Genomic DNA, 26,022 nt, shown 5'->3' with positions numbered 1-26,022 from the left:
TTGACGCGTTCTGATCCTGGTCCGAGGGTGACAGCGAGTACGACGCCGGTCGCTTTCATCTCGGCTTGGGCGTATATCGCGGCGATCCGGGACGGCCCGTCGAGTTCACCGACCGCGAGATCGCGGGCATCGTCGGTTTTGACCCTGCCGAGGTATTCCACCAGCGCGTACCGAGCCAGAGCGTCGGGCGGCAATTCAGCGAGTAGTTCGGTGATCAGTGGGAAGTGTTTGGGTCCCGCGATGAGGGCCAGTCCGTGGCAGGCGTAGTCGAGTAGGCGCGGCAGTAGTGGGGGTTCGTGGCGGATCTGAGTGATGATGAGCAGGTCGATGGCTCGTTGGTTGCCGCGGACGGCGGGGTCGGCGAGGTTGCGGATCAGTCCGGAACGGATGATCGAGCGATGCTCGGCTTCGGGCCGGGGATCTTGGCTTCGAGGTTGGTCAGCCAGTCCAGGAAGATCGGGATGCCTTGTGGGATGGTGCGCGGGCTGTTTGCGAGGTCGTCGAGGTGTAACTCGGTTCTTCCATGATCCGGCGGTCGAAGCCCTTGCGGCCGTGGACATATCGCGCGGGCAGGTCGTTCATCCATTCCAGGCCGCCGTTCTCGCTGCCGCAGGGCATACGCGCACAGCGAACAGTCGTCATTGTCATCGAGCTCCCTTTCTGATCAGCTGAATCTGCCCGGTTTTCGATCACCTTCTGGATACTCCGGTCGTTCATCTGGGTGCGGTGCCACCATAAGGGTCATGGTGTAGCCGTTCTCGCGGCCCCGTTGGCCTTCGTCTTTGGTCTCCCGTGGCTGCCCCGCAGCGAGTACAGGTCATCCAGCAGGGACACGGAACACCGTGCGCCGCAACATTGCCCACGCCGAGGCGAGCAACCCGCGGTGACGATGGGGCGATTTCGCACACCGAATCCACGCCTGCTGCTGCCATGCAGAGGTAAAGACATTGCAAAACAATGTCTTTCAAATCGGGCGCTTTCCTCCGGCCGTGTCATGATCATGAAGCTGACCAGTTTCGATGGGGTTGGCTTTCTGTGGGGTGACATCGGAAGATTAGGAGGGGCAGTGCTTTTCGTCCCAGAGTCGGTGCTTGGCATGGCAAGCACGATCGAGCCGGCCGTTGATGCCACCCAGGGGCACGCGACACGCATCGCGGGTTCTGGTTTCGAGGCAGCTCATGCCGGGCAGGACTATCTGGAGCAGGGACAGAAACTCGCGGCGGGAGTCGAGGGGCTCGTCACGATGCTGCAGTCATGGTCCGAGGCTTCCGGCGCTACGGTGGAGGTTCTGCGGCAGGCAGTGACAACGACGGTGACCACCGATCAGGAGCATCGGGCCCAGATTGCCGCCGCCGAGGGCGAGTTGGGATCGGCATGACGACTCCCCAACAGTATGAGCAGCAGTATCAAGCCAACCTAAACAAGGCGCAGCAGGACCTTGCGCGTTTCCTCAAAGAAGACGGCAACAGCTTCTTCGACAAGGCGATCTGGAACGACAAGCCCAAACTCACCGATTCCGATGTCAACAAACTGCTGGATCAGGCTGCTCCCGGGCTGGAGTGGTTCCGGTTGGCGCTTGTTCGCTACCACCGTGTGTGGGATGTGTTGAAGCTGCCGGGGTTCGACAGCATCGTCGTCGAGCCGCTGACTGTCGACGGTACGGCGGTCGGCGGTGAACGCATCGACACCATCAAGGATCCGAACGACGAGATCCGCCGACTAGAGGGGACGTACTACGACCAACAACGCAGCATGAAGCTCGACAGCCTGCGTAGTCTGGCCACGGCGCTCGACGGTGCCTCCTCAGGAACTGATTCCCACCCCAGCACGACCGAAATCACGACCGACTTAGCCGGCGTCAAGGACGCGGTGCCAGAGGCATGGCAGGGAAACGCCGGCGGAGCCGCTCAGGACTATCTGGCCGGATTACACGCGCACGCCGATCAGCAGAGCCAGTACCTGCAATCGGTTGCGGCAGCCATGAATGGCCTACCGGACGTACTACTGCAGATCGTCAGGGACAAGGCGAATTTCGTCGCCGCGTTCGACAGCTCCCAATGTCCGGTCGCTGGGCACGCTATGCGGCTCGGCGGTGGCGAAGACCCTGTGAGCACAATCATTTCCGTGGCGTCGGAAAGCACCACCTGGGGCTATCTTTACAGCGACACGAACCAAAAGGCCGCCGACCAGTTTCACATGACCAACGTCGGTCCCGGCACCAGCGACGGCTCCCAGAAGATCCGGGATGCCTGCAAACAATGGCTGACCGGTCATTTCGGCCCGGCGGTGCGAGAGGCTTTCAAAGCTTTCATCCATCAGTGCGCGCTGGCGGACTACTACATTCGCCGCGCCTATCAGCCGGTGATGGACCTGCTGGACAACCACGATGCCAAGTCGTTTCCCAAACCGCAGGACCAGCAGACACCAACACAATCGTCCACGTCGCAGACTGGTGGGGTAAACACCGGCGTCCAGACCGCGGGGGTCAACTCGACCACACCGCAGACCACGCCCCAATCGACATCAACAATCCCCACATCGGCTACCTCGACCACTTCGCAAATGAATCCGCTGCAGACGCTGACGAGCCTTGCCAGCCAAGCCAGCCAGGCCGGACAGACAGTGCAGCAAGGTCTCAGCCAGCTCGGGACCACCGTCCAACAAGGATTGACCGGGCTCAGCGGCGCAACGCCCGGTACGGGATCAACGATTGCCGGCACAAGCGAGACATCCGGATCGAGGACGCTGGCGGACTTCACTGTTGCCGGGCAACGTATGGCGGTGACGCAGGCGCCGGACGGTACGGTCACCGCGAAGATCACCGGACCCGACGGAAAGTCGCAGCAGTACTCGATGGGGATCAAGGACGGCGTGCCGTTCTTTACCCCGAGTGAGGAATCGACGACAACGCCCTCAACAACCCCTGACTCCGGGGCCCCCGCTGTCGGATCCACAGGCGGCAGCGGGGCAACAGCGCGGGTAGAGGCGCCAACGGCAACACTGTCTGTGCCGGTAACGCAGTCGGGAGCGTCAGTGGAGCAGACATCGCACGCCGCGGCGACCGATTCCACCTCCGGCTCGTACGCGAGCGGATCGCAGGCAACCACGGGATCGGCGACAAGCGGCATGCCCGGAAGTAGCGCGGCCGGAGCCAAGAGCACAACAGGCGGCGAACGTAGCTCCACCGGACTCGTACTACCCCAACCGATGTGGAACACCACTCCAGGTTTCGATGGAGTACTCGACGCCCCACCTGGACCGGACGGCGCAACGACCCTCGGTCCCGTGTTGGCAACGGCCGGGCCATTGGACAGCGGATCACAAGTGGCCTCGGATGTCGAAGCGCCTACCGATCCGGCATCGGCACCCGAGCCCGCGACAACGCCGGTTCCACGAGACGACGGCGTGAAGATCGAGATCGAAATGGACGATAAGAGATGAACTATGCGGCCGAGATGGACCGAATCGTCGCCGACTACACAGCGGCTTCACGCACGGTACTCAACCGGTTTCTCGACGCCGATGCGCGGACCGCTCGTAGCGGTGCCGAGGTGTTCGACGACGTCCGCCAAGAGCTGATCCAGCGCGAACAACAGCACCAGCAGACCCCGGAACAAAGAGCGGCTGACGAGGCCCGTGCCGAGCATGATCGACTGTTACGCGAAGCCGCCGACCGGGCTAGGGCGGCCGGGCGCAAGAACAGCAGGGACAACTACGTGATGCCAACCGATTGGACCGATGAGGACGAGGCCAGGGAAGAAGGTTATGGCTCACCGAAGTCCTGGCTGACCTAGGGCTCTATCAGTGGGCGGTTCTATTCGCCTGCGCAACAAGGTGTGTGGTTTTCGGAAGATGAGGTTGCGAGTTGATCTGGCCGGGACGTCCAAGTGTGTCCATCACGGCCCGAACGAGTGGTAGGGGGCGGTTATGAATCTGAGCCAGCGGGCTAAACAGGACACGCTCCATATTTCCGATTATCTGGCGGACAATACCCAGGTCTTGCCCGAGCCGACGGACGCGGATTTCGCGTGGGCACATGCGAATCCAGGCAAGTGGCAGCATTTCGTGGACCCGACCGCCGACAAATCGGCGATCCAGCAGACCAATGTGATCGGTGGCTGGTTGGCCGACGACAAGGGCGGATTCGCTGAGATCTGGTTGAATCCGGATTTCATACCGACTCCGCAGTACGCACGTCGGGACATCGCGAACGAGTTCGAGTTGGTGATGTGGCGCGTCGAGTACGGGTTCAACAACATCGGTCGATTCATCGACGCGTTCAGCCGCAGTGAGCTCATCGTGGTTCTGCCCGCCGATGATCCAGATGGACAGCGGGGTTTGCCGCTGGACGCCGTAGGGGAATCCACGCTCTTGGAGGTTCATACCTCTGCGGGCATGTTGCCCAGTGATGTCAACCCGTGGCTGCGCCGGACGGTCTCGGGCCGGGAAGTGCTCGAGCAGGTATGCACGCAGGAGCGGACGTGGGTGATCGTCAACCGCGAAAGCTTCCCGAACATGGAGTTGCGTGGCTCGGATCTGGCCAATTGGTGGCAGGAGTGGACTGCTGCCGAAAGCAATCGTCTCGCAACAGAATCCGGTGGTGGGTGATCGCGTGGAGCGATGGGAACAGGAACAGATCCGGTCCGCCAACGCTGGGCTGCGTTCGGCATTGGATGCGATCCAGAACGACTTCGACCGTGAGATCGATGAATTGGGCGAGATCCAGCGCAAGCTGGCCGCGATGAAGATCCATGCGACCACACCGAAGAATCTCGCGCGGGTGACGGTGAACTCATCCGGGATGGTCACGGAGATAACCATCGCCGATGACGCCTACCGTCGCAGCACACCGCACCAGTTGACCGAGGACCTCAATGCCGCGATCCGGGGCGCGGTCGAGGCGGCGACCGCAGCCCGCGAGAAGGTGCTCGCGCCCATCAAAACGATCGTGGACGGGATGGCCGATCTCAACGAAATCATTCCGGGCGCACCGAGTTTGCGGAATCTGCAGGCGGTGCTGTCGCGGACATCGCCGCCGCCCGAGCCATCCCGTTGAGCTGACTAGATCCCTGGAACCAAAGGCGCTGCCACAGCGTCGAAGTCGAAGACTGTCCGAAACCTGATGAGGGAGTGCGAACATGGCTGAACTATGGGCTGATCCCGACCGGTTGCGCGCGGTATCGCCGCAGTTCGAGCAGCTGGGCGATGATGTGAATTCGGCCTTGGAGACGCTTCGGCAGGGGATTCAGTCCGAGGGCCGCTGCTGGGGTGAGGACAAGCCCGGACAACAGTTCGAGCAGAACTATCCGCAGGGGGACGGCCAGGGCAGCGTCGGGGAATGCCTTGCCGCGCTGGCGAACCTGGCGACCAAGCTGAAGACAACCGGTGACCACATCACCACCACCGCCAACGGCCTCCAAAACCAAGATCAACACAACGCCGACCAATACCGGCCACTGTAGGGACAGACACCTATGACTCTGTGGTTTCCGCATCTTCCGGGCCCGCTGGGATGGCTGGAGGACTTCCTTGTCGGTCATTGGCCCGAGGGCGACGAAGACGCCATGCGCCGAACAGCCGAACACTGGTCGAACATGGCTAATGCCCTGCGAGAACTCCAGCGTCCTGCCGATCAAGCGATGAACACCGCTTTGTCCGCTATCGACGGCAAGATCCACGATGCGATGTCCACGTACTGGCAGGATGTCGCAGGCGGAGACGGCAGCGATCTAGAGAACCTCATCACTGCCTGCGACAGCTTCGCCCAGCAACTCGAACACGGTGCCACCGATATCGAGTACGCCAAGCTGTCCATTTACTTTTCGTTGGCCGCGATGTTGGCGATAGCATTCGTGCCCGGTATTGGTCAGGTCGCCGACCTCGCTGCCGCTGCCGCCGTCAAGCTCATCATCCGTAAGACGGTGCAAGAGCTGATCGACAAGCTTGCTGCCAAAGGCGCGGCATTTCTCGTCGAGCGAGTCGGTCTGGAAGCAGCCAGCCAGTTGGGTGAGCAGGCGGCATCGAGACTGGCTGCCAAGATCGTTGGTGAAGCCGCCGGCGGCTCGGCTTTTGGCACGGCTTTCGGCGCGGGCACGGATCTGGCCGCCCAGAGTGTCCAGATCGCTGAAGGCAATCGCGACGGCCTCGACCTGGGCTCCGTTGGCAGATCCGCTGGCGCAGGCGCCATTGCCGGCGCAGTGGCCGGGCCGATCGCGGCAAAGGCCGGCCAGAGTCTGGCCAGTACGGTGGGCACCGACGTCGGATCGAATTCGCTGGGCGGAGTGCTGACCCGCGGCGTGGGTGCAGTCCCCGGCAACATCGCCGGCAACACCGCAGCCGCTTTCGCAACGTCCGGAGGGCACGTCGACTTCAGCACCGTCGCCGACGGCGCAGGCGCCGGATTCGGTCGCGTCAAACCACATGAAGTTGTCACCACGCACGAGACCGGATCATCGACCGGCACCACGACCCCAGCCAGCACTCACACCGACACCTCCCACGAACCCCCAGTCACCACTGGCAGCGAGCGCCCCTCGACCGCCACCGCATCCACACCGACGCCCCAAACCCACACCGACACCGCGTCCTCGTCCAGCGCAACGCACTCGGAAACGACCTCGTCGGCCGCCGCGACCACAACAGGAGTCCAGGAAACCCACGGCCCGAACTCCACTGCCGTCGGCCAAGACAATCCGATTGGGGCCCAATCCAATTCAGCAGGAACCGGCCATACCGCCGACAGCCGTTCCGTTTCCTCCGACTCATCTGCCGCCCCCGCTAGCAGTACCGGAGGGCACTCAGCCCTTGACCGTGGCGCCGCAGGACAGGCATCGTCGGCGACAACCACGGCACCCACACCGGACCGACAAGTCGCGCAGGGGACAGCGACACCTGTCTCCAACGCGGCTACCCCCGTCGGCGACCGTCCCTCGCCTGCTAGTACGGCTCGGGCATCCACCGACGTTCCCCAGCGTTCGGAGGTTTCGCCCCGATCAGACACACCCGCCACGTCCGATCGCGCCACAACCTCACAGCGCCCCGGCGATACTCCTCGATCATCCAGCAGCATCGACACACCGGATCGGACGGCGGCAACGCCCCCGGCACGGGAAACCAGCAGCAGCACACCACGTCTCGATTCCGGACCGCACCAACCGACTGAGCGGACACCGGGCAACGGGACTGGGGACCGGTCACCACACCCCAACTCAGCCGCCAGTCGACCCGATACCCACCTGCCGGGTCCACGTGACACCGCCTCCCCGACACGAGAGACCGCAAACTCGGCGAGTTCGCGCAACCCGGACACGGGACAACACACCGCGCCCCGCCCCCAAGAATCTGCTACCAACCGTGCGCCTACCGCCGACCGCAATACGCCTGCCGCGGACCGCAATACAGAGCCCCGCAGCCACCGTGCATCAGGCGACGATCCCAACAGCGTCCCAGATCGACGAGCCGCCGATCTTTCGGACCGGCCCGACGGCACAGACCATCACACACTCGAGCCAGAAGTTCGTGACACCTGGACCGAGGGCACGGGCGACCAGGCACCGCAGGTCGTTGCGCACCCGCCTTCCAGCGGTGACATCCGTGCAGGTTCTTCGACACCAGGCCAGCGCCGCAGCGACTCGCCACACACGGATTCGACTGATCACTCGCCCCGTGACACCGCCGTACCAGACGAACCGGACCTCGCCTATTCGGGCGGAGCGGTCCGGCCACGCGACGACTTCGCGGCGTTCGAATGGGCCGAAAACGCCTACGACCATTTCCGAAGCGACGACCGTGATATCGACGACATCGCCAGCGTTCTCGCCGACCATCCGCGCGTCGACAGGACGCACTTCACACACGACGATGTCCAGCAGATCAAGAACCACCTGTTCCGCGAAGAACATCCGATCCAGGACTATGACGGAACCGTCGCACACCGACGCTACGACGCGGACCCCGACATCGCCGAAGCATGGATCCGACTGCGATCCGGTAGGCCGCACCCCGCCGATCTCGTGCTGTTCGAACACGAACTCGCGGAGTCGAACTACTATCGCGACAACCCGGGGGCGCTCTATCAAGAGGCCCACGCATACGCCAACATCGACCACAACTGGGCACCGGTTGCGGCGCCGCGCAGCGGCGAACGGTACGACACACTATGGGGACCACACGATGGCGCTACTGATCTACTACAACCGAATCAGGAACGACCCGAACGAGGTGGCATACCAGTTCGGGGAGACGAGGGACAACCTCGACCGCGTCCTGACGATCGATACGACCAACAACACCGCCCGCACGGACCAACCGGAGGACGTGATTTTCCGGTCCGCGGCGGGACAGATCATGCTCCGGGCCAAACGCGAGAAAGCATGGCCGCAGAACGGGGTAATCGCCTCCTAACCGAGGGCGGCGAGCGCCGCGACACATCGGTCCCCGAACCGATCATTGGTCATTCGCCTCGGCCCGGAATGCCCAGCGGAGGCGAGCACGCCTTCCCCGATCCCGGCTCTCACGACCCGGCGGCGAGCCGCAGCCACCCATCAGATCCTGATAACCACAGTGCTGGAGGCGATCCGGCGGCGCGACCGGATGAGGCCAAATACTGGCCGAAGCTGCCGGTGGAGAGCAAGCCGTACTACGCCAATCCGGACTACCACGACCCGATCGCCGAACGCGAATACGCGCGCGACCACCCGGTGAGTCCTGAAGCGCAGGATATCCGGTCCCGCAACAGCATCGAGGAATATCCGGAGCTGGCCCGACTGTCCGACTCCGAGATCGAGCTGATCCGCCGGAATCAGGATGTCGTGCTCAACGAGTCGGCCAACAAAGCCATGCGCAACGGTGACGAGGCGCTGCTGGCGAAACACGATCTCGAGATCCGGGCATTGGTCAACGCCTACAACAAACTGCCCGACCATCAGGGTGTGGTCTATCGATCTCTGTATATCGACGACCCCGCAGCTCTCAAGAGGTTTCTCCAGTACTACAACCCCAATAGGTCTGACCCGGTAGTCATCGATCCTGGCTTTGCGTCCTCGGACAAGGAAACCTCGATGGCAGGCGGAAATGTCGAGCTCATCATCAAGTCCCGCTACGGTAAGGACATCTCCTGGGCCAGCCTCAACCAGGCCGAGATCATCTTCCCGCCGGGGCACCAGTTCCGGGTCGATCACATGTCGTTCGAGCCGGGTAGACGCCCGCACGACCCGGGCAAACACATCATCCGTCTCACCGATCTAGGAAGGACTCCCGATGGCCATCAGTCCAGAGGAAATGAAACAGATAGCGCTAGAAATTCTCGGCCCGACGCTGCGCCAGTCCAACCCCGACCCCGAGAGTCAGGAAGCAGTACGGGAGATGGACGCCCACCGAGCCGCATTGGAAGCGAAGGGGCGTCGTCCAGCATCGGAGGAGCAGGTCAAGATCTGGCAAGCCTGGGGGGAGTCGGAACTGAAGCGTATCGCTCGGGAACAGGGAGAAACGACGGAATAGAACCGGAATCGGTTGCACCGCACCATGGTCCGGTCGACCGCCCGGTAACGTCGACGACGCGCGCACCGGAATCAGAGCCGCCGCGGTGGGCACGCCCGGATTCGATGACTGAAGCCGACGCCCACCAATCTCACGCGCGGCCCGATGCTCGCTCCGAATACTCCGAAAATGGCTCTCTCACAACAGAACACGCGCCGACACCCACTCGAGCCCCGTCTCTGGAGCCGCCACCGCAACGTCGAGGCTTCGACCCCGAAGTCCACAAATACGTCGCCCGATTCGACGACGGCCGCCTCATTCCGATGGACCCGTTCTATAGCGGCGAATACAACCCACACATCGGCCGCTACCAACCCACCCAGCAAGAAATCGCCGCCGCCCGCGCCCACCCACCGGGCGAGAGCCCACACGACATCCAGGTGCGCAACTGGCTCAACACCCAGCGACAATCGCACCCCAGCGATCCTGCTCCGGAGTCCCAGCCTCCAGCACCACAGGAACCATGGAGGTCGTCGCGAACACCGGAATCGCTGCCACCGATAACTCACGCACCGACGCACGAGCCGACGACACCACATCCGCCGACCACGCCTGACCCGGCCCCCCGGCAGCCCGTATCGCCAGATCATTCACAGGCACAATCGCATTCGGTGTCACAGCACGCTCCCGAATCACCCTCGCCGCACGCGCCGTGGACGGCCTCGCGTGCCCCCGAGTCACCACTGCCGACACCACATGCGCCTGCGCCGGAGTCACACTCTCCGACACCGCCGACGCAACATTCCCCTGAAACACACCGACCCATCTCACCTGCGCCGCATCACTCGCCAACGAATGTGGCGCCGGCGCCCCACAATTCGCCCACTCATACGCCGACACCACCACACCAGCCGGTAGCCCGCACACCATCGACACCACACCAGCGTCCACCAGAACTCAGCCCGCACCAGGTCCCGCCACCGCACCCCCGCACTTCACTGGCGCCTCCCGAATCCCCTCGCAGCTCAACACCCCCGCAAGTCATCGAGTCACACACACCGGTCCCGCCAACACCGGTACGACATGCAGATCCAGCGGAACACTCAGCGCCGCACTCGGATTCGCGCGCACCGCAGCAGCGCGGTCCGCAGGCACATAGCTCAAATGATCCTCAGCATCCGGGCAGAGCGCCGAGGCCGGATCAGCCTGGTCCACACCAGGGTCCGCAACGACTGTCGCCTCAAGAGTTTCAGCAGGCACACCAAGTGCGACAGATACGTGAGTGGTACCGCCAGCAGCTGCCCGAGGGCGGCCATACCACTCAGGTGCCCACCGAGCATGGGGCGAATACCAAGCCCGCCTATGACTTCCGGCGCTACCCCGATGAGCACCAAGGTTCCCTCGCGGTAGCCGGCATCAAGGTGCATGTCACCGCAGACCGCAGCGTATCCCCGGAACAGGTGGCGCGGTTGTGGGAAAGGGCGCAGTTGGCAACGGATCTGACCTTCAATCACGGTCAGCGGTTGTTATCCGGTGACCGGGTGCTGATCGACTTGGTGCACACGCCGGATCCGGCGGCGGCGAACCTGCACATCCACGTCAGTGAAACCGCCGGCCCCTGGCATCCCGACGCCCACCCCGACGCGATCGTCCAGCAGTTACGCGACCATCTTGGACTGCAAACCGAACCAGGCCAGCGCGGACACGGGTTCAGCCCGGACGAGATTCACCAGCTCAGCAACGACATCGCCAAGGCCAATACCCCAGTCACCCGCGGCGACATCGCGGATAGTCGGGTGATCGGAGAAGGCAACCTCAACGACATCGAGGATCCCGCGTATCAGCACGTAGTCGAGGATTCCGTCCGTGCTGGCAATCGATTCCTTGTTGGTGCCGATCCGCACCTGTACGCAGAGCACATCAACGATGGTGGCCCCACGAAACCGGGTCGTAGCAACGACTGCAGTGATTGCACGATGGCCATCCTGTCCACGCACAACGGTCGGCCGATGGCCGCTGCCCCTCGATGGCCGGATGTGTTGCCTGACGGCAGCATCGACACCCGCGCCGGTGAAGCGCTCGGTCTACAGCGCGCCGAAGCGTGGATCGGCGGCACTTGGCAACATTTCAACGACAGCGGCAGATCGATACCCGAACAGTTCCAGGCATTGCATGACTGGGTAGCTCAACAGGGCCCAGGTGCGTCAGCATACGTGCACAACGCCTGGCACGCCCGCGACCCGCAAACTGGGCAAAAGCTCTACAACCCGGACGGCAGCCCGATCATGGGGGGTTCGCACGCTACCGCGATCGTCTACCCGCACGGGGCAAGCGGGCCGATGTGGGTCGACGCGCAACCGAAGCCACCGATCATCTCCGATAAGCCGCCGGCGCACCTGGTCGACAGGTCGATGGGGGTGCGATTCATGATTTGCGACCCGAATGGAGGATCACATGGTGGCACAACGGTTCCAAACCGAGGAACAGGTCCAGCAGTATCTGGCCCAGGCATTCCCGAGTTTGCAGTTCGAAGGGCCGATTTCGTTCCAGCACGGATGGGTGTGCCGTCCGAAACTCACCCCGGAGGAGATAGCGCGGGGCATGGATCTGGGCCTCACCAGTTACGTGGTGAACCGGGAGACGGGCGTGGTGACGGTACACCCGAGTCTGGATCCGTTCACGATCGGGGAGATGTACGACCAGGCGATCGAAGCGGGCCAACCGGTCCAGGGCGCCCAGATCTACCCACATCGCACCCGGACGACAATTCAACGCACACAAGAGGACTCAGAGATGATCCAGTATCAAGTCCGGATCGAGTCGCTGGTCCAACCCCCGGAGCCGACCGAGGAATTCCAGCTGACCATCACCAAGCACCCGCTCCGTATTCGGCCGACCTGGGCGCGCGCGACACGCGCAGCGGCGTGGGCGGAATGGAAATCCCGTCAGGACGGGACCTGGCCGGAACAGGGGACCTTCGAGGACTAGGCCCCGACCACGGTTACCCACCGCCAGCGGCTGAGTGGACCACCCAGTCACACACGCAATCGCCGGGCGCAGAATCGAGCGCCGGTGTGAGCTTCGAAGCTCCTCTTGATCGTGTCTCGCATTCGGACCTGCCGACCAGCCGATCCGGATCTGCGCCCGGAGATCGGACGATAGAGACAGGTCGACCATCGCAAAGCGACCGCGTAACCGATCCTGACCACGCGCTGGACCGGTCCCCTGGCATCGGCCGACCACCAGCTGACCGTGCCAATGGCGAAGTATCTGAAGCCACCGGATCCGACCGTGGAACGTCAGCTCGGGATCAACAAGAAGCCCGTCCGCCCACGAATCAACACCCACGAGATCCACGAATTGCGTCTCCACACGAAAGCTCCAGCGAACATTCGCAACCGCGTGAACCAGACGAGGGCAACGACGCGTAGAGATGGTGCGCGCTGAACGCTTACGCGAGCAAGCCCGAGCGCTGGAGCGAGAAGGTAGAACGCTGTCCTGAGCGGGGAACATGTGCAGGGTCGCATCGCGGTGACGGTTCCGCCGAGAACGGAACCAAACGAAATCCGGCAATAGGAACAAGGTGAATCCATGACGGGATGGCATGCGCTGACCGATGACGAGATAGTCGAATTGACTACCGGCTTGCGGTCGTTGGACTGGTCGTGGCAGCTGCAAGATGTGCCCGCGATAGCGGCAAGGTTCGACTGGCAGATATTGATGACCCGAAAGGATTGGGTCATGCTCGACTGCGGCTTCGGGCTGAGCAGCGGTTCGGTAGACGGCCGCGATGGGGTAGCCGAGTCCATCAAGTTGATGGTCACCGACTCCGCGAGCGAGGACGCGACCGGCCGAGCAATGGTGCGTGACGCGTTGGTCAGGATGACCGACACCATAACCGGCGCCCTCGGCGAACCAACCGCCCGCATGCCGGGGGAATCCGCAGAAATCCGTTGGGCTTTCCCGGAAACAACATTGCGCCTGAAGAATCTGAGTCTCGCACATACTGTCCAGCTGACGTATCAGACGAACGCCTCCCTGGCGGCTCTCGATAGATCCATCGAATTCGAACAGCAGGGCCTGACATGACGGATTGGACGGAATTCACCGAGCGACTGGCCGAGCAGTTAGCTGTACTGCCCGCAGGCGCGATTGTAAAGATCGTAGAAGCGGGGCTCCCCCCGGGCCACCAACGGTTCGCGCAGTTCGCGCAGACCGACAGCGAGCTACTGGCCGAATTGGCAGGCGATGAGTTCCTCGAACCCACCGCGCGGCCTGACGAAACGGGACACCGCCTGATCACCGAGAGAGGCTGGCAGGAACCCGATGCCGACCACGGCCCCTACTGGTGGATCGAACTGCCATGGCCGGTCAATTCAGCCATATACAGCCAGTTGGCGGCAATGGTGGTGACCGGACTCCGTGACGCATTCCGAATCAGCGCCCCAGGGTCCTTGACCTACACCGCATGGAACAAGAACGCAGACGAACGCGACCTTCACCTGCCACTGCTCGGGCTGGCACGTCAGGTTTGATCGGTTGTCATCCGAGCTTTCGGGATCCGAGCCGGTCGCCCCCGACCATCGGCTCCCATCACCACCCGCAGCATCGGCTGATCGGCCTCCCACCGAGGACGCGTGCCCCTTCTCCGATAGCGACCGCGCAAGATGCACGATCGCTATGACCAGCACCCGCCGCCCCACGGAGGTTCTTGACCAGGCACTACGGTCACAAGAAGCGGGTCTGAACCACATTCATCACGTGATGAAACACCTTGAGTGAGACTTACTGCCGCAGCACACTTTCGGAACGCTCGCGCGACGGGCTTGCACAGCGCCATGCCGACCTACCCGCTCCCTTGAAGAATGGCCATCATTATGAGACAGGCTGCCGTGGCCACCTTTTGAGACAGAAGCAGAACCAGCAGGTCGGAGAGACGATGCTGGCCAAGACTTTTGAGACCCTACAGTTCGGGCTTTGTAGGCTCTCGAAACTATTGTTCAAACCTCATCAGAGATCGCGACTCAGTGGCCAGTTTGCCAATTTCGGTGAGATTGTCTCGGCATGACTGCGTGGTTTGACCGAGCTTCCGGGTGGATGATCCAAGGAAGTTACTTCCGATGCTGGGAGATTCCGCGATGGTGATCGCTATGGCTCGATCGTCGAAATCGCTTGCAGGGTCGGTGGATATGAGTGCGGCATTGCTCGCCCGGCGCCGTGCAGAGGACACTAGCGCGGAGATACGACCATTACCCGGCGTCAGCGTCGATGACGTTGTTACCGCGTTGTCGTGGCGGACCTTTCGCTGGCGTGGAGGTCAGAAGCACTATTCGGGGACCTACGATCGGCGACCGAGTCCGGGCACGTGATCTACGAATCGCGGCTAGAGCTGGCACGGCTGCCGGCCACACCGTGAGACAACCTGGACAGCCACTCGTCGCAGCTTCGGGCGATGCCAAGGGTGGTGAGAACCAGCTCTCCGTACGGGGGACACCGCAGGCGGCCGACACCGGACCCTGACCGCCTCCCTGCTCATCGCCGTTGGCCTGATCGGCGCCTCGGCCGGAGTCGCCCACACAGACACGAGGACGAAACCGGGCGGGACTGTCGCCTACACCTGTGAGTCGAGCGGGTCCACCTACGACGTCGGCGGCAAGGTCTCCAATCCCGACGGCACCTACCTGGTCTGCCAATCCGACGGCACCTGGAAGCGGACCGAGCCGCCCACCAACAGCGGCCCAGGGCAGGTCAGCCCCGGCTACCGCTCACCGATTCCCGGTATCACCCCGGGGGTTCGATAAACCGGCTCTTCACAGTTGAGGGTGTAGTTGCGGTCTGAACCCGCCGACTTCGAGCAGGCTCCCGGCGATGTAGTTGGTGAGGTTGCCGAACCCGAGGTCTTCCCGATGGGTCCTCTACCCCCTACTCGGCCTCCCGATCTCGGCCACGAACGCGGAGTAAGTGGCCCACGGGGATGCCGTGGCCCCAGACGACGGCATGAACGATTGGGGGGCCCGGATGAACTGGCTTGTGGGGCCCTCAATGGCAGGCCTGTCGTCTGTGCGTCGATGCATCCGCAATGCATTCGCCGAGCAGTAGTGCAGCGACGGCCTCCGGGGTGATTCGTACTCGCACCCGGGCCGATGTGGTCCGCGATCGGATACCCTGGCCGGCCTGGCAGCGCTGTACGGGACATTGACAGATCCGTCGGACTGCGCCGCCGGCTCGGACTGATTTCCGGCTGATAATTCCAGTTCGGTAACGTTTGTCGCCCCAATTACGACGTTCTCCTTGACACACGGCCTGTCGGGGGGCCTGTCCGTCCACTTGTCGGTTAATTGGATTGGGGAACGGGACATGGCTCTTCGGGAGTTCTTTGCGCGCCATCGAATGGCTTCGGCTGTTGCGGCGCCCGCGGTGTTGGGGGTGGCGGCGGTTGTCGCCGCTTCGTTGGCGCTGACATCGTCGCCGCAGACCAGGGATACGCAGCTCACGTCGTCGGTTACCGAATGCCACGACATGGTGACGATCTCGGTGGCGGGGCGCGGGGATACGCCTGTTGCGGGGACGACGAAGTTGCTGGTCGACGCCAATGGTGCGGAATTACCCGCGGCGCTGTCCGGTGACCATTCCAGTGAATGGGTCGATCCGGTGGTCAATGCTCCCGCGAATGCCGTCGAACCCGGCTCGTACGCGGCTGTCTACATTGCGTATCCGGCGAATATGGCCAGCTACGAGGATGCTGTCAACACCGGTGTCGCGAATACCGAACAGGTGATGCGGGAGATCGCACAGGCCTGCCCGGATACCAAGTTCTCGATCGTCGGATACAGCGAGGGCGCCGATGTCGTCCGGCGGGTCGCGATGACCGTCGGGCATCAAGAGGCCGATAAGGACGGTGGATACGGGATCGTCGATCCGGCCAATGTGGTCGGTGTCGTCATCCTCGCCGATGCGGGTCGCACGGCGGGCGATGGACCGTTCCCCGGTGCGCAGGACCCGAACCATCCCGACGGCTTCGACCAGCAGTATCAGAACGGCGCGAATCCGACACCGGGTCAAGGTGCGCTGCCGGGTACCAGCGGTGACTTCGGCGCGCTGAACGGCAAGATCGCGTCGTTCTGCTCCGACGGCGATCTCACCTGCTCGGCGCCGCAGAACATTTCACTGCTGCAGTTGGCGGTCAATGTCGGCCGTCAGTTGAACGTCGACGCGCTCGAACGCGACGGGCTCACCCCGGCGACCGGGCAGGACGTCGCGGTCACCCTCGGCAACATCGCGCTTGCCGCGTTCGCGGATATTCAGTCGCAGCCGAATTGGATGCAGAGCAACGAGACCTTCCTCCAGGTACTGCTGCGGGTTTCGGATCCGGCGTACAAGCCGGGTGCGACGCCGACGACCCCCGCGAAGGCGGATTCGATCGCGACCAACGACATGTCGTCGCTGGCCTACCTGCCGCAGAAGGTGTTCAACGAGATCGTCGGTCTCATCGTGACGAACCAGAACACCATCCCGGTGATCATGAGCGACCCGTACCAGCAAACGCTCGGCCCGAACCACACCGGTCACCACTTCGACTACTGGCATGACGCGAACGCTGCCGACGGCAAGCCACTGACCTCGGCCGAGTACGCGGCCGCCTGGCTCACCCACCTGGCGCAGCAGGCGCAGGCGGGTAAGACGGTCGATACGACCGCCAAGCCGGACGAAGCTGACCTGGCCGCGGCGTACAAGGCGGCGACCACTTCGCCGACGCCGACGAGCCAACCGACCACGAGCACGACCGTGGCACCCACGACCACCAAGACCGGTGTCAGCAGCACAACGACGCCGCCCTCGACAACGTCGGTGCCACCGTCCACGACCTCGAGCCCGGCAGTCACACCGGAGGTGACAACCACACCGGCTCCGACTTCGGCCGCGGCACCCACTGACACCACCAAACCGACCACGACCACGACCGCGCCGACCACCACAACAACAACGACATCCGCAGTGCCGACCACCACCAGTACGAAGTGACGATGCGGCCCTGAGTTCGGCGATCTACGCATGGTGGCCGAACCCAGGATCAGCCGCTGCTCGTAGCGATTCAGCGGTCGAGGGACCGGATGGCGGCGTTCAGGTCCGCATCGACGCCTGCGACGAGCGCGAGGGCATCAGCCAAAGCCTTGCGACGCTCGGCGAGGGCGGTCGGGTGGTGGCGGGCCGAAGTCCGCTCCAGATCGGCGGCGGTTCGTTCGACTCGACGATGCACGACCGCGACCCGTTCGGTCGCTTTGGTCAGCGCGGGACCAACCTTCCTCGTCTTACGCGCGACTGTGGCCGGATCGCTGCCGGATGCGTGCAGGCCCACGCGGACTGCGCGGACGGGCAGTACCAGTTGGCGGCGCAGGGTTTCGGCGGTGCTGGTTTCCATGTCGAACCTCTCGGGTGATCGTCGAGTGCCACGTGGTTCGTGGCCTGAACACGACGATGCCGCCCGCCGCTGACATCGCGCTGACATGGGTCCACCTGCTTGCGGCTAACCGCGCAATGTGCCGATGGGGATGCCGAGGTCAGCGATCAACTGTTCGACTCGTTTGTGGATATCGTCGCGGATGGGACGGACCTCGATGAGGCCGAGACCCGCCGGATCTTCGACGATCCATTCGTCGTAGCGCGGGCCGGGGACCAGGGGGCAGGTGTCGCCGCAGCCCATGCTGACGATGATGTCGGCGGCGCGGATGATTTCGTCGGTCCAGGGTTTGGGGTATTCGTCGGCGATATCGATACCGATTTCGGCCATCGCCTCGACGGCGGCCGGGTTGAGGGCGGCGCTGGGCTCGGAGCCGCCGGACCAGGCGATCGCTCGGCCCTGGGCGAGGTGGGTGAACAATCCGAGCGCCATCTGTGAGCGTCCGGCGTTGTGCGTGCACAGGAAGAGCACGGCCGGCTTGGGCTGGGCGACTTTGCCCTGCACCCGGGCCATGGCCTGCAACCGCTGGCGGCCGAAGCGTTCGGCGAGTGTCGGTAGATAGAGGGTCACCGTCGCGCGAGCGACGAAATCATCGTAGGAGTCGTACAGGAAGCGGTGGACGGTTTCGAAGTCGAACATGGACGCGAACTCATCGCGCAGCCGGGCCTCGGCATTGTCGAGGGCCGTCTGGTGGTCGAGGGCGAGCAGGCGATAGTGGGGCGTCGCAGAGGCGGCTGAGCGTTCGGTCGCATCCGACTGTTCAGGCTGAGACACTCCCCCAGCCTGTCAGCTCGTCGAATACACCACCAAACGAACATCCCGTGAACCGGCTCGTACTCGGCCGTTCACCGACACCGTGCCGACCGCCGCCGTCGAGCTCCGGTACCAACACAGTTCGCCCTCGAATCATGGGATGAAAACGGATAGGCTCCGGTGCGGGAAATGGATCGGAGGGTCGCACGATGACCAAGCGCGGCTGGGCATTGTTCTTGGCGATGGGCGTCATCTGGGGCGTGCCCTACGCGATGATCCGGATCGCGGTGGCGGACTTCGACCCGATCGTGGTGGCATTCGGCCGCACCTTCCTCGGCGCGCTGCTCCTGCTGCCGGTCGCGCTGTACACCAAGACGCTCGCGCCGGTGTTCCGGCGGTGGCGTCCGCTGCTGCTGTACACACTGGTCGAGATCACCGGTCCGTGGCTGCTCATCGGATTCGCAGAGACCACATTGAACAGTTCGACGGTCGGCCTGCTGATCGCCGCGGTGCCGCTGATCGCGGTGGTCATCGTGACCAAGCTCGGTCACGACCGCTTCGACGCGCGCCGCACCATCGGCCTGATCGTCGGTTTCGCGGGTGTGGCGGCGCTGGTCGGACTCGATATCGATCTGAGCGAGCCCGCCGCCATCGGCGCCATCGCGCTGACCACCATCGGCTATGCCGTCGGCCCGATCATCATCAACCGCGCGCTCGCCGACCTGCCGCCGATGGGCGTCGTCACCGGTTCGCTGATCCTCGCTGCGGTGATCTACCTCCCGTTCGCTGCGCTGCGCCGGCCGTCACATTTCACCGCCGACGCGTCGTGGTCGGTGCTCGGCCTCGCCGTAATCTGCACGGCCGCAGCGTTCTTGGTCTTCTTCGCGCTCATCGGCGAGGTCGGCCCGGCCCGGGCGACGGTCATCACCTATATCAATCCGGCGGTGGCCATTCTGCTCGGCGTAACCCTGCTGAACGAGCCGCTGACCATCGGCATGGGTATCGGCTTCCCGCTGGTCATCCTCGGCTCGATCCTCGGCACCGCCCGCACCCGCGCCGCCGACCAGCCCGCCGCCACACCGGCGCCGAGCCATACCTCCTAGGCGCTACCGGCGGTGGAATGATGTCCGGGTGGCAGCGCACAATCGGACCGTTCCGGCGGATATGGCAGACACCCGCACCGCCTACGACGACATCGCGGACAGCTACGCCGAATTCGCCAGAGACCGTCTCGCGACCAAGCCATTCGACCGCGCCATGCTCGGCGCATTCGCAGAACTGGTGCGCGCCAACGGTGACGGAGTTCCATCGGGTACTCGCCATCACAGGGCACGCCCCGCTCGCCTTCCAGGCCACCGCTGGCGACTGCTTGCAGATCGCTCGAAAGGGTCAGTCCGTCCAGGATGTGGAACCGTTCGACCACAAGGTCATTCGCGCCTATCGGTGGTCACCGGATCGGCTCGCCACGCTGGCGCAGCAGGCCGGTTTCACGCCGATCGCCCGGCTGGTCCGGGAACCGGATCCCGACGAGCGGGGCCGCCGGGCCTATCTGCTGCTGGTCAAGGATCGTTGATTCGGCGAACGCGGTTGCGCGCCGTTCAGTAAGGTTGGGGACAGCGCGCAGGATTCATGGCTGCGCGGGCCCGTCCGACATCGTGGTCGATACCTTTCACAAGCTTCACCACCGTCGTCAGGGGGCGACTCACCCATGGAGCTCATTTCTCCGATCGATGCCGTATTCCTACTCGCCGAATCCCGCGAGCACCCGATGCATGTCGGCTCGCTGCAACTATTCGAGGCGCCGGAGGACGCCGGGCCCGACTTCGCCCGGCACATCCACGAAAAGTTGTTGGTGGACAACGAATTTCACCCCACCTTCCGCAAGCGCCAGGCCACCTGGCTCGGCGCACCGCGGTTGGCGTGGACACAGGCCGAGGGCGTCGAACTCTCCTATCACCTGCGCCGGTCGGCGCTGCCGAGTCCGGGGCACTTCGATCAACTGCTGGAGCTGGCCTCCGACCTACACAGCACGTTGCTCGACCGGCACCGCCCGCTGTGGGAGATCCACCTCGTGGAGGGGCTGAGCGACGGCCGTTTCGCGGTGTACTCGAAGATGCACCACGCGTTGATCGACGGCGTGACCGCACAGCGGGTGCTGGCGAAGACCCTCACGAATGATCCACACGCGAGCGAAACGCGCGTGCCGTGGAACCTGCCGCGGTCCAACCGCCGGGCCGAACCGCCGGGGTCCCTGGCCGGCGGGATCGCACGAAATCTATTGTCGGCGGCCGGTTCCGGTCCGGCCGTGCTGCGGGTGGCCCGCGCCGCGCTACTGCGCCAGCAGTTGACCATGCCCTTCGAGGCGCCGCGCTCGATGTTCAATGTGCCCATCGGCGGGGCGCGCCGCTGCGCGGTCCGGTCCTGGCCGCTCGAACGCGTCCGGCAGGTCAACAAGGCCACCGGCACGACCGTCAACGATGTGGTGCTCACGATGTCGGCCGGTGCCTTGCGCGGATATCTGATCGAGCAGAACGCGTTGCCCGACAAGCCATTGATCGCCATGGTCCCGGTCTCGCTGCGGACCGATGAGGACGCGACGGAGGCCGACGGCGTCAAGGTCGGCGCGATCCTGTGCAACCTCGGCACCGATATCGCCGACCCGATCGAACGGCTGCGGGTGGTGAGCGACTCGATGCGCCGCAGTAAAGAGGTCTACAACTCGCTCTCGCCCACCCAGACCATGGCCCTGTCCGGGCTGATGCTGAGCCCGTTGGCGCTGACCATGTTGCCCGGCATGTTGTCGTTGACGAACCCGCCGTTCAATATCGTCATCTCCAACGTCCCCGGCGCCAAGGAACCCCAGTACTGGAACGGCGCGCGACTCGACGCCACCTATCCGATGTCGATCCCCTGCGAAGGGCAGGCCGTCAACATCACCCTCACCACCAACGCCGACAACCTGGACTTCGGGCTGGTCGGCTGCCGCCGCAGCGTGCCGCGACTGCACAGCCTGCTCGACCATCTCGAGAACTCGCTGACCGAACTCGAGCAAGCGGCCGTCTGAACCGGCGGGTTGCCGGAAATCCCTGTCTCGACCTGGGCTGTCTGCGCCGCATCGCGGGACTCTGATCGGGTCGTCGGGAAACGTCTATCCCAACAAAACTAGAACGTGTTACATTCGAAGTCAGGCGCCCGCGCCTGTCGACGAAGCCGCCGCCGCGTCATGGTGATATCTGCGGTAACCGGCCGAATCGACAGGGCGGGCCGGAGACCAAATATGTAACCCGTTCCAGGATCTCCAGCCGGTCGCTCCGGCTGTGGGCCAAGTAGGGAGACCAGCACGCCATGCGTACCGAAATCTGTGACCGGCTGGGGATCGAATTCCCCATCTTCGCCTTCACCCACTGCCGCGATGTGGCGGCCGCGGTCAGCAATGCCGGCGGTCTCGGCGTGCTCGGCGCGGTCGGCTTCACCGCCGAACAACTGGAGGTCGAGCTCACCTGGCTCGACGAGCATGTGCACGGCGTCTACGGTGTCGACCTCGTCATCCCGTCCAAATACGAGGGCAAGGGCATCGATGATCTGAGCCCCGAACAGCTGGAAGCCAAACTGGCGGAACTGGTTCCGCAGGGCCACCGCGATTTCGCCGAGAAGCTCCTCAACGAACACAACGTCCCGCATCTGCCCTCGGCGGAGCATCACAATCAGCTGCTCGGCTGGACCGCCACCACGGTCGCACCGCAGATCGAGGTGATCCTGCGCCACCCGAAGGCCAAGCTGGTCGCCAACGCACTCGGCACGCCGCCGGATGACGTGATCAAGCAGATCCAGGATTCCGGCCGCCTGATCGGCGCGCTGTGCGGATCGGTCAAGCACGCGCTCAACCACAAGCGGGCCGGACTGGACTTCGTGGTCATGCAGGGCACCGAGGGCGGCGGTCACTGCGGTGAGATCTCCTCGCTGGTGCTGTGGCCGCAGGTGATCGACGCGATCGGCGATCTGCCCGCACTCGCCGCCGGTGGCATCGGCAACGGCCGTCAGGTCGCCGCGGCCATGGCGATGGGCGCGGCGGGCGCGTGGACCGGCTCGCTGTGGCTGACCGTCGAAGAGGCGAATGTGCCGCCCGCGCAGATGCAGACCTACATCGAGGCCTCCAGCCACGACACCGTGCGCTCGCGGTCCTGGACCGGTAAGCCGTGCCGCATGCTGAAGAACGACTGGACCGAGGCGTGGGAGTCGCCGGAGAATCCGGACCCGCTGCCGATGCCGCTGCAGATGATGGTGGCCCTCGACGGCGTCAAGCGCGGACACCGTTACCCGGAGGCCGCCAAGGATGTGAACTTCAACCCGGTCGGTCAGGTCGTCGGCATGATGAACAAGGTGGAGCGCTCCGCCGATGTGATGGCGCGGCTGATCAATGAGTACGTCGAGGCATGCGATCGCCTCAACAAGCTCAATAGCGCTCTGTAGGAACGACATCCATACTTGGGGCCCCGGGGCATCGAATGCCCCGGGGCCCCATGTCGCTGTCCAGGTAGGACTGCCCGGCTAGCCCCTCGGCACGGCAGTCCAGTCGAAGTGCACGTCGGTGAGCCGTTCACTGAGCCGCCACAACCAGCGCGCGTTCAGCCTGCTGTGCGCGAGTGGATTGCGCAGGGCGCGCCGCGGATAGCCCGCGAATTCGAATCCCGGTCCGACATAACCGTTTCCGGGTAGATTCGGCATGGTGGCGGCGTAAAGCTGCGGCAGAGCGCCCATCTGGTCCGACTGCGCCATCGCGTAGAGCAGCGCCTGCGGGACAGCCGCCAGCAGGCCCGCCACACCCTTCTCACCATTGCGGTCGTAGAGATGCGTCGCCGACACCCCCGGATGCGCGGCGAGGGCGCGCAAGGTGGCGCCCGCCTTCCTCGCCCGTCGGTCCAGCTCGGCCGTGAACAGCAGGTTCGCCAGTTTGGACTGGCTGTATGCGAACCAGCGCAGGTAGAAACGTCGCCAGTTCGGGTCGGGCCAATTGATCATGCCGCCCCACGCGGCGACCGAGGATACGGTCACCACCCTCGGCTGCGGCGCGCGCAGTAGCGCGGGCAGCACCGAACCCGTAAAAGCGAAGTGGCCCAGGTGATTCGTGCCGAACTGCGCGTCGAAACCGTCCGCGGTACGGGAGCGCGGCACCGCCATCACACCCGCGTTGTTCACCAGCAGATCGAGCCGGTCCACGGTCGCGTCGAGTTGTTCGGCGGCCTGCCGGATCGAAGCCAGATCGGCCAGATCCAAGGACAGCAGCGCCGGCTTCGGACCGGTCGCCGCTGCGGCCACGGACTCCAGGGCGGCGGCGGCCTTGAGCTGGTTTCGGCAGGCCAGCACCACCCGAGCGCCTTTGCCCGCCAATGCTTGCGCGGTCCGCAGACCGAGGCCGCTGTTCGCGCCGGTGACGACGGCCGTACGACCCGATAGATCGGGAATGTTCTCGACTGTCCAACGACGGGGGAGTAGTGGAATCGACGTCATCGACGGCTCCTCGTTGTGCTGTTCGAACCGATACCACCGCCGATGCGGGTGGCCCCTCGGCCGCGACCTTGGTCGCCGGTGTGCCGAAAGCGTAATCGCGCGGCGGAGATCGCTTGTGGTGCACGCCATATGCCTGCACTGTCACAACGATCGCGGCACCGGTGTCTTGTGTGCGAACCGCTCAAAAGGAGAAACTCATGAACCTCGCCCTGTGGATCTGTGCCGGACTGCTGGCTACCGTCGCCCTGTTCGGCGGCATCACCAAGACGTTTGTGCCCAAGCGGAAATTGGCCGAGGCCCCCGGCGGGGCATGGACCGGCGAAGCCAGCGTCGGCTTCGTCAAGACCCTCGGTGTCCTCGAGATCCTGGCCGCGGCCGGCCTGATCCTGCCCGCCGTGACCGACATCGCACCGGTCATGGTGCCGGTGACGGCCATCTGCTGGATCTTGCTGATGATCGGCGCGATGATCACCCACCTCCGCCACGGCGAACGCCTGACGGTAGCGGTGAATCTGGTCTATCTCGCCCTGGCCGTCTTCGTTGCGTGGGGCCGCCTCGGCCCCGAGTCCTTCATCGGCTGAGGGAGTGATCGCAGCTACCCGGCCGCACCGTTCTCGGTGCGGCCCGGCAGCCAGCGCTCGACCAATTCGAGGAAGGGTCTCTCGGCGTCGAGTTGCGCGCAGACGGTGCGGCCGTCGCGGCAGATCGCGCGGTGCACCTGTCCGATACTCGCCGCGAGTCGGTGCGAGCCTGCCACCGACCATATATTGTCTCAGACAGGTGGTCGATCGCTGATCACGCGTATCGAGCGGTCAGGCGGTCGCCGCGTGCGCGTCGCGCTCGTGCTCTTCGGACACCCCGAGCAGCTCCTCGAACCGGGCGATCACCTTTTCGTGATACATCCCGAACAGGTCCTCGAACAGCGCCAATTGCGCATCGGACGGGCCGGAACCGGAATCCCACACCGCGACCAGCGCCCGCCAGACCAGCACGTGCAGATCGGCAGCACCCGCGAAGTAGGCCTCGATCGCCTCCGGCACCTCGAGCACCATCTCGCCGATCGAGTTCAGAACCGCCCGCTGCATACTCAGCCCGAGCGAGGTGAGCAGCCTGCGGACCAAGCCGACCTCGATGGCGAGGATCTGGCGATGGTCCGGAACTTCCAGGCGGGCAAGCGATTCCAGTTCATCGATATCGGCCTTCAATACGGCCGGGTCGATGTCCTGTTCGCCGCTGGTGTAGGCGAGCAGCGCCTCCATGACGATGCCGCGCTCGACCTCGACCACATCGTGGAACATTTCGATGGCGATATCCGGCATCGGGATGGAGAACCGGAACAGGTGCCGATACACGTCGATGCCGCCCGCCTCACGGACATCGCGGATGGTGAACCCCTTGCCCCGGCGCGCTTCGACGAATCCATAGGACTCCAGCCGACCGAGGGTGAGCTGCGCGGTCGCGCGGTTCATCTCGAATTCTTCGGCCACCTGCCGCACCGAGGGCATTAGATCCCCCGGCTGATATTCCCCTGCGGCAACCCGGCGTGCCAGTTCGTCGGCAACGTCGGCGACTACCGTTTGGGATCCCATCGATGCGACCTTTCGCTTTCGTTCCGATTACGTCCCAGACAGTCTAAGCCCTGCCGCTGTGGACCGCGCACCGCGCCCAGCCGAGGCAGCGCGGGTCGCCGACACCGGCGACGAACGAATCACCGAGGAAACAGATGCGTAGGTCGCGGCTCACCCGGCGATCTTCGCAACGGTCGAGCGGCCAGCGCACACCAGGGGCGGACCAGGCAATAGGATCGCGATGGTCGTTCGGGAGGG

At 64.2% G+C, this 26,022-nt stretch carries 27 protein-coding genes and 3 pseudogenes; 20 read left to right on the top strand and 10 right to left on the bottom strand.

What is annotated here, in order from left to right; genetic code table 11:
• Positions 1-438 precede the first annotated feature (438 nt).
• Positions 439-717 (bottom strand): hypothetical protein, encoded by a 279-nt coding sequence (locus tag OG874_RS36710; protein ID WP_330251634.1) that lies wholly within the window; start codon positions 715-717, stop codon positions 439-441.
• 283 nt (positions 718-1,000) lie between these two features.
• Here OG874_RS36710 and OG874_RS36705 point away from each other — a divergent pair, with 283 nt between their 5' ends.
• The 7 genes and pseudogenes from OG874_RS36705 to OG874_RS44985 all read left to right on the top strand — a co-directional run.
• The gene (locus tag OG874_RS36705; protein WP_330251633.1) at positions 1,001-1,378 is read left to right on the top strand and encodes a hypothetical protein; all 378 of its coding nucleotides are present in this window, start codon (positions 1,001-1,003) and stop codon (positions 1,376-1,378) included.
• Entirely contained in the window at positions 1,375-3,441 is a 2,067-nt protein-coding gene (locus OG874_RS36700; protein WP_330251632.1) for a hypothetical protein, read from the top strand. Before OG874_RS36705 ends, OG874_RS36700 begins: the two co-directional genes overlap by 4 nt.
• Positions 3,438-3,794 carry a hypothetical protein gene (locus OG874_RS36695; RefSeq protein WP_330251631.1) on the top strand — a complete coding sequence of 119 codons (357 nt, stop codon included), beginning with the start codon at positions 3,438-3,440 and terminating at the stop codon, positions 3,792-3,794. Before OG874_RS36700 ends, OG874_RS36695 begins: the two co-directional genes overlap by 4 nt.
• A gap of 133 nt (positions 3,795-3,927) precedes the next feature.
• The gene (locus tag OG874_RS36690) at positions 3,928-4,608 is read left to right on the top strand and encodes a hypothetical protein (protein WP_330251630.1); all 681 of its coding nucleotides are present in this window, start codon (positions 3,928-3,930) and stop codon (positions 4,606-4,608) included.
• On the top strand, positions 4,601-5,056 hold the full coding sequence (locus OG874_RS36685; RefSeq protein ID WP_330251629.1) for a YbaB/EbfC family nucleoid-associated protein: 456 nt from the start codon (positions 4,601-4,603) through the stop codon (positions 5,054-5,056). Before OG874_RS36690 ends, OG874_RS36685 begins: the two co-directional genes overlap by 8 nt.
• Before the next feature lie 82 nt (positions 5,057-5,138).
• Positions 5,139-5,462, top strand: a complete 324-nt coding sequence (locus OG874_RS36680; RefSeq protein WP_330251628.1) for a WXG100 family type VII secretion target — start codon at positions 5,139-5,141, stop codon at positions 5,460-5,462.
• 12 nt (positions 5,463-5,474) lie between these two features.
• A pseudogene (locus OG874_RS44985) lies at positions 5,475-5,852 on the top strand (WXG100-like domain-containing protein); the annotation flags it as partial.
• A gap of 629 nt (positions 5,853-6,481) precedes the next feature.
• Here OG874_RS44985 and OG874_RS36670 read toward each other — a convergent pair.
• Both OG874_RS36670 and OG874_RS36665 read right to left on the bottom strand, forming a co-directional pair.
• A complete protein-coding gene (locus OG874_RS36670) occupies positions 6,482-6,712 on the bottom strand; it encodes a hypothetical protein (protein ID WP_330251626.1) in 231 nt (76 codons plus the stop codon).
• Between the two features lie 709 nt (positions 6,713-7,421).
• Positions 7,422-8,027, bottom strand: coding sequence for a hypothetical protein (locus OG874_RS36665; protein ID WP_330251625.1), 606 nt, complete (start codon positions 8,025-8,027; stop codon positions 7,422-7,424).
• A gap of 145 nt (positions 8,028-8,172) precedes the next feature.
• Between OG874_RS36665 and OG874_RS36660 the strand changes: the two genes are divergently transcribed.
• Positions 8,173-8,403 carry a hypothetical protein gene (locus OG874_RS36660; protein WP_330251624.1) on the top strand — a complete coding sequence of 77 codons (231 nt, stop codon included), beginning with the start codon at positions 8,173-8,175 and terminating at the stop codon, positions 8,401-8,403.
• Between the two features lie 140 nt (positions 8,404-8,543).
• Here the strand turns inward: OG874_RS36660 and OG874_RS36655 are convergent, their stop codons facing one another.
• Positions 8,544-9,224: a hypothetical protein gene (locus OG874_RS36655; protein WP_330251623.1), complete on the bottom strand. Its 681-nt coding sequence runs from the start codon at positions 9,222-9,224 to the stop codon at positions 8,544-8,546.
• 34 nt (positions 9,225-9,258) lie between these two features.
• On the opposite strand from OG874_RS36655, the gene OG874_RS36650 reads away from it, so the two are divergent.
• Positions 9,259-9,498, top strand: coding sequence for a hypothetical protein (locus tag OG874_RS36650; protein ID WP_330251622.1), 240 nt, complete (start codon positions 9,259-9,261; stop codon positions 9,496-9,498).
• Between the two features lie 1,637 nt (positions 9,499-11,135).
• Here OG874_RS36650 and OG874_RS36645 read toward each other — a convergent pair.
• Positions 11,136-11,381, bottom strand: a complete 246-nt coding sequence (locus OG874_RS36645; protein WP_330251621.1) for a hypothetical protein — start codon at positions 11,379-11,381, stop codon at positions 11,136-11,138.
• Between OG874_RS36645 and OG874_RS44980 the strand changes: the two are divergent.
• The 6 genes and pseudogenes from OG874_RS44980 to OG874_RS36620 form a co-directional block, all read left to right on the top strand.
• A pseudogene (locus OG874_RS44980) lies at positions 11,274-11,822 on the top strand (toxin glutamine deamidase domain-containing protein); the annotation flags it as partial. The gene OG874_RS36645 and the pseudogene OG874_RS44980 sit on opposite strands and share 108 nt — an antisense overlap.
• A 109-nt stretch (positions 11,823-11,931) precedes the next feature.
• Positions 11,932-12,465: a hypothetical protein gene (locus OG874_RS36640; protein WP_330251620.1), complete on the top strand. Its 534-nt coding sequence runs from the start codon at positions 11,932-11,934 to the stop codon at positions 12,463-12,465.
• 603 nt (positions 12,466-13,068) lie between these two features.
• A complete protein-coding gene (locus tag OG874_RS36635; RefSeq protein WP_330251619.1) occupies positions 13,069-13,566 on the top strand; it encodes a DUF6301 family protein in 498 nt (165 codons plus the stop codon).
• Entirely contained in the window at positions 13,563-14,012 is a 450-nt protein-coding gene (locus tag OG874_RS36630; protein ID WP_330251618.1) for a TY-Chap domain-containing protein, read from the top strand. The genes OG874_RS36635 and OG874_RS36630 overlap by 4 nt, the downstream gene beginning before the upstream one ends.
• A 654-nt stretch (positions 14,013-14,666) precedes the next feature.
• Positions 14,667-14,878, top strand: a pseudogene (locus OG874_RS36625) (TnsA-like heteromeric transposase endonuclease subunit); the annotation flags it as partial.
• 956 nt (positions 14,879-15,834) lie between these two features.
• Positions 15,835-17,499 carry a cutinase family protein gene (locus OG874_RS36620; protein ID WP_330251617.1) on the top strand — a complete coding sequence of 555 codons (1,665 nt, stop codon included), beginning with the start codon at positions 15,835-15,837 and terminating at the stop codon, positions 17,497-17,499.
• A 70-nt stretch (positions 17,500-17,569) separates the two neighbouring features.
• Here OG874_RS36620 and OG874_RS36615 read toward each other — a convergent pair whose 3' ends face one another.
• Both OG874_RS36615 and OG874_RS36610 read right to left on the bottom strand, forming a co-directional pair.
• The gene (locus OG874_RS36615; protein WP_330251616.1) at positions 17,570-17,896 is read right to left on the bottom strand and encodes a hypothetical protein; all 327 of its coding nucleotides are present in this window, start codon (positions 17,894-17,896) and stop codon (positions 17,570-17,572) included.
• Between the two features lie 105 nt (positions 17,897-18,001).
• The gene (locus tag OG874_RS36610) at positions 18,002-18,643 is read right to left on the bottom strand and encodes an arsenate reductase ArsC (protein WP_330257579.1); all 642 of its coding nucleotides are present in this window, start codon (positions 18,641-18,643) and stop codon (positions 18,002-18,004) included.
• A gap of 254 nt (positions 18,644-18,897) precedes the next feature.
• On the opposite strand from OG874_RS36610, the gene OG874_RS36605 reads away from it, so the two are divergent.
• The 4 genes from OG874_RS36605 (at position 18,898) to OG874_RS36590 (ending at position 23,158) form a co-directional block, all read left to right on the top strand.
• Positions 18,898-19,791, top strand: a complete 894-nt coding sequence (locus OG874_RS36605) for a DMT family transporter (RefSeq protein WP_330251615.1) — start codon at positions 18,898-18,900, stop codon at positions 19,789-19,791.
• A 191-nt stretch (positions 19,792-19,982) separates the two neighbouring features.
• The gene (locus tag OG874_RS36600) at positions 19,983-20,261 is read left to right on the top strand and encodes a hypothetical protein (protein WP_330251614.1); all 279 of its coding nucleotides are present in this window, start codon (positions 19,983-19,985) and stop codon (positions 20,259-20,261) included.
• A 135-nt stretch (positions 20,262-20,396) separates the two neighbouring features.
• Positions 20,397-21,752 carry a WS/DGAT/MGAT family O-acyltransferase gene (locus OG874_RS36595; RefSeq protein ID WP_330251613.1) on the top strand — a complete coding sequence of 452 codons (1,356 nt, stop codon included), beginning with the start codon at positions 20,397-20,399 and terminating at the stop codon, positions 21,750-21,752.
• Between the two features lie 281 nt (positions 21,753-22,033).
• Positions 22,034-23,158, top strand: a complete 1,125-nt coding sequence (locus OG874_RS36590) for an NAD(P)H-dependent flavin oxidoreductase (RefSeq protein ID WP_330251612.1) — start codon at positions 22,034-22,036, stop codon at positions 23,156-23,158.
• Positions 23,159-23,236: 78 nt separating this feature from the next.
• Here OG874_RS36590 and OG874_RS36585 read toward each other — a convergent pair whose 3' ends face one another.
• The gene (locus OG874_RS36585) at positions 23,237-24,196 is read right to left on the bottom strand and encodes an oxidoreductase (protein WP_330251611.1); all 960 of its coding nucleotides are present in this window, start codon (positions 24,194-24,196) and stop codon (positions 23,237-23,239) included.
• A 197-nt stretch (positions 24,197-24,393) separates the two neighbouring features.
• Between OG874_RS36585 and OG874_RS36580 the strand changes: the two genes are divergently transcribed.
• Positions 24,394-24,777, top strand: coding sequence for a DoxX family protein (locus OG874_RS36580; protein ID WP_330251610.1), 384 nt, complete (start codon positions 24,394-24,396; stop codon positions 24,775-24,777).
• Between the two features lie 14 nt (positions 24,778-24,791).
• Here OG874_RS36580 and OG874_RS36575 read toward each other — a convergent pair whose 3' ends face one another.
• Both OG874_RS36575 and OG874_RS36570 read right to left on the bottom strand, forming a co-directional pair.
• The gene (locus tag OG874_RS36575; protein ID WP_330251609.1) at positions 24,792-24,953 is read right to left on the bottom strand and encodes a hypothetical protein; all 162 of its coding nucleotides are present in this window, start codon (positions 24,951-24,953) and stop codon (positions 24,792-24,794) included.
• 55 nt (positions 24,954-25,008) lie between these two features.
• Positions 25,009-25,785: a winged helix-turn-helix domain-containing protein gene (locus OG874_RS36570; protein ID WP_330251608.1), complete on the bottom strand. Its 777-nt coding sequence runs from the start codon at positions 25,783-25,785 to the stop codon at positions 25,009-25,011.
• Between the last annotated feature and the right edge of the window lie 237 nt (positions 25,786-26,022).

This window comes from Nocardia sp. NBC_00565 (genome assembly GCF_036345915.1).
GTDB lineage: Bacteria > Actinomycetota > Actinomycetes > Mycobacteriales > Mycobacteriaceae > Nocardia.
Note: the sequence above shows the minus strand (reverse complement) of the source record. Positions and strands in the feature narration are given on the sequence as shown.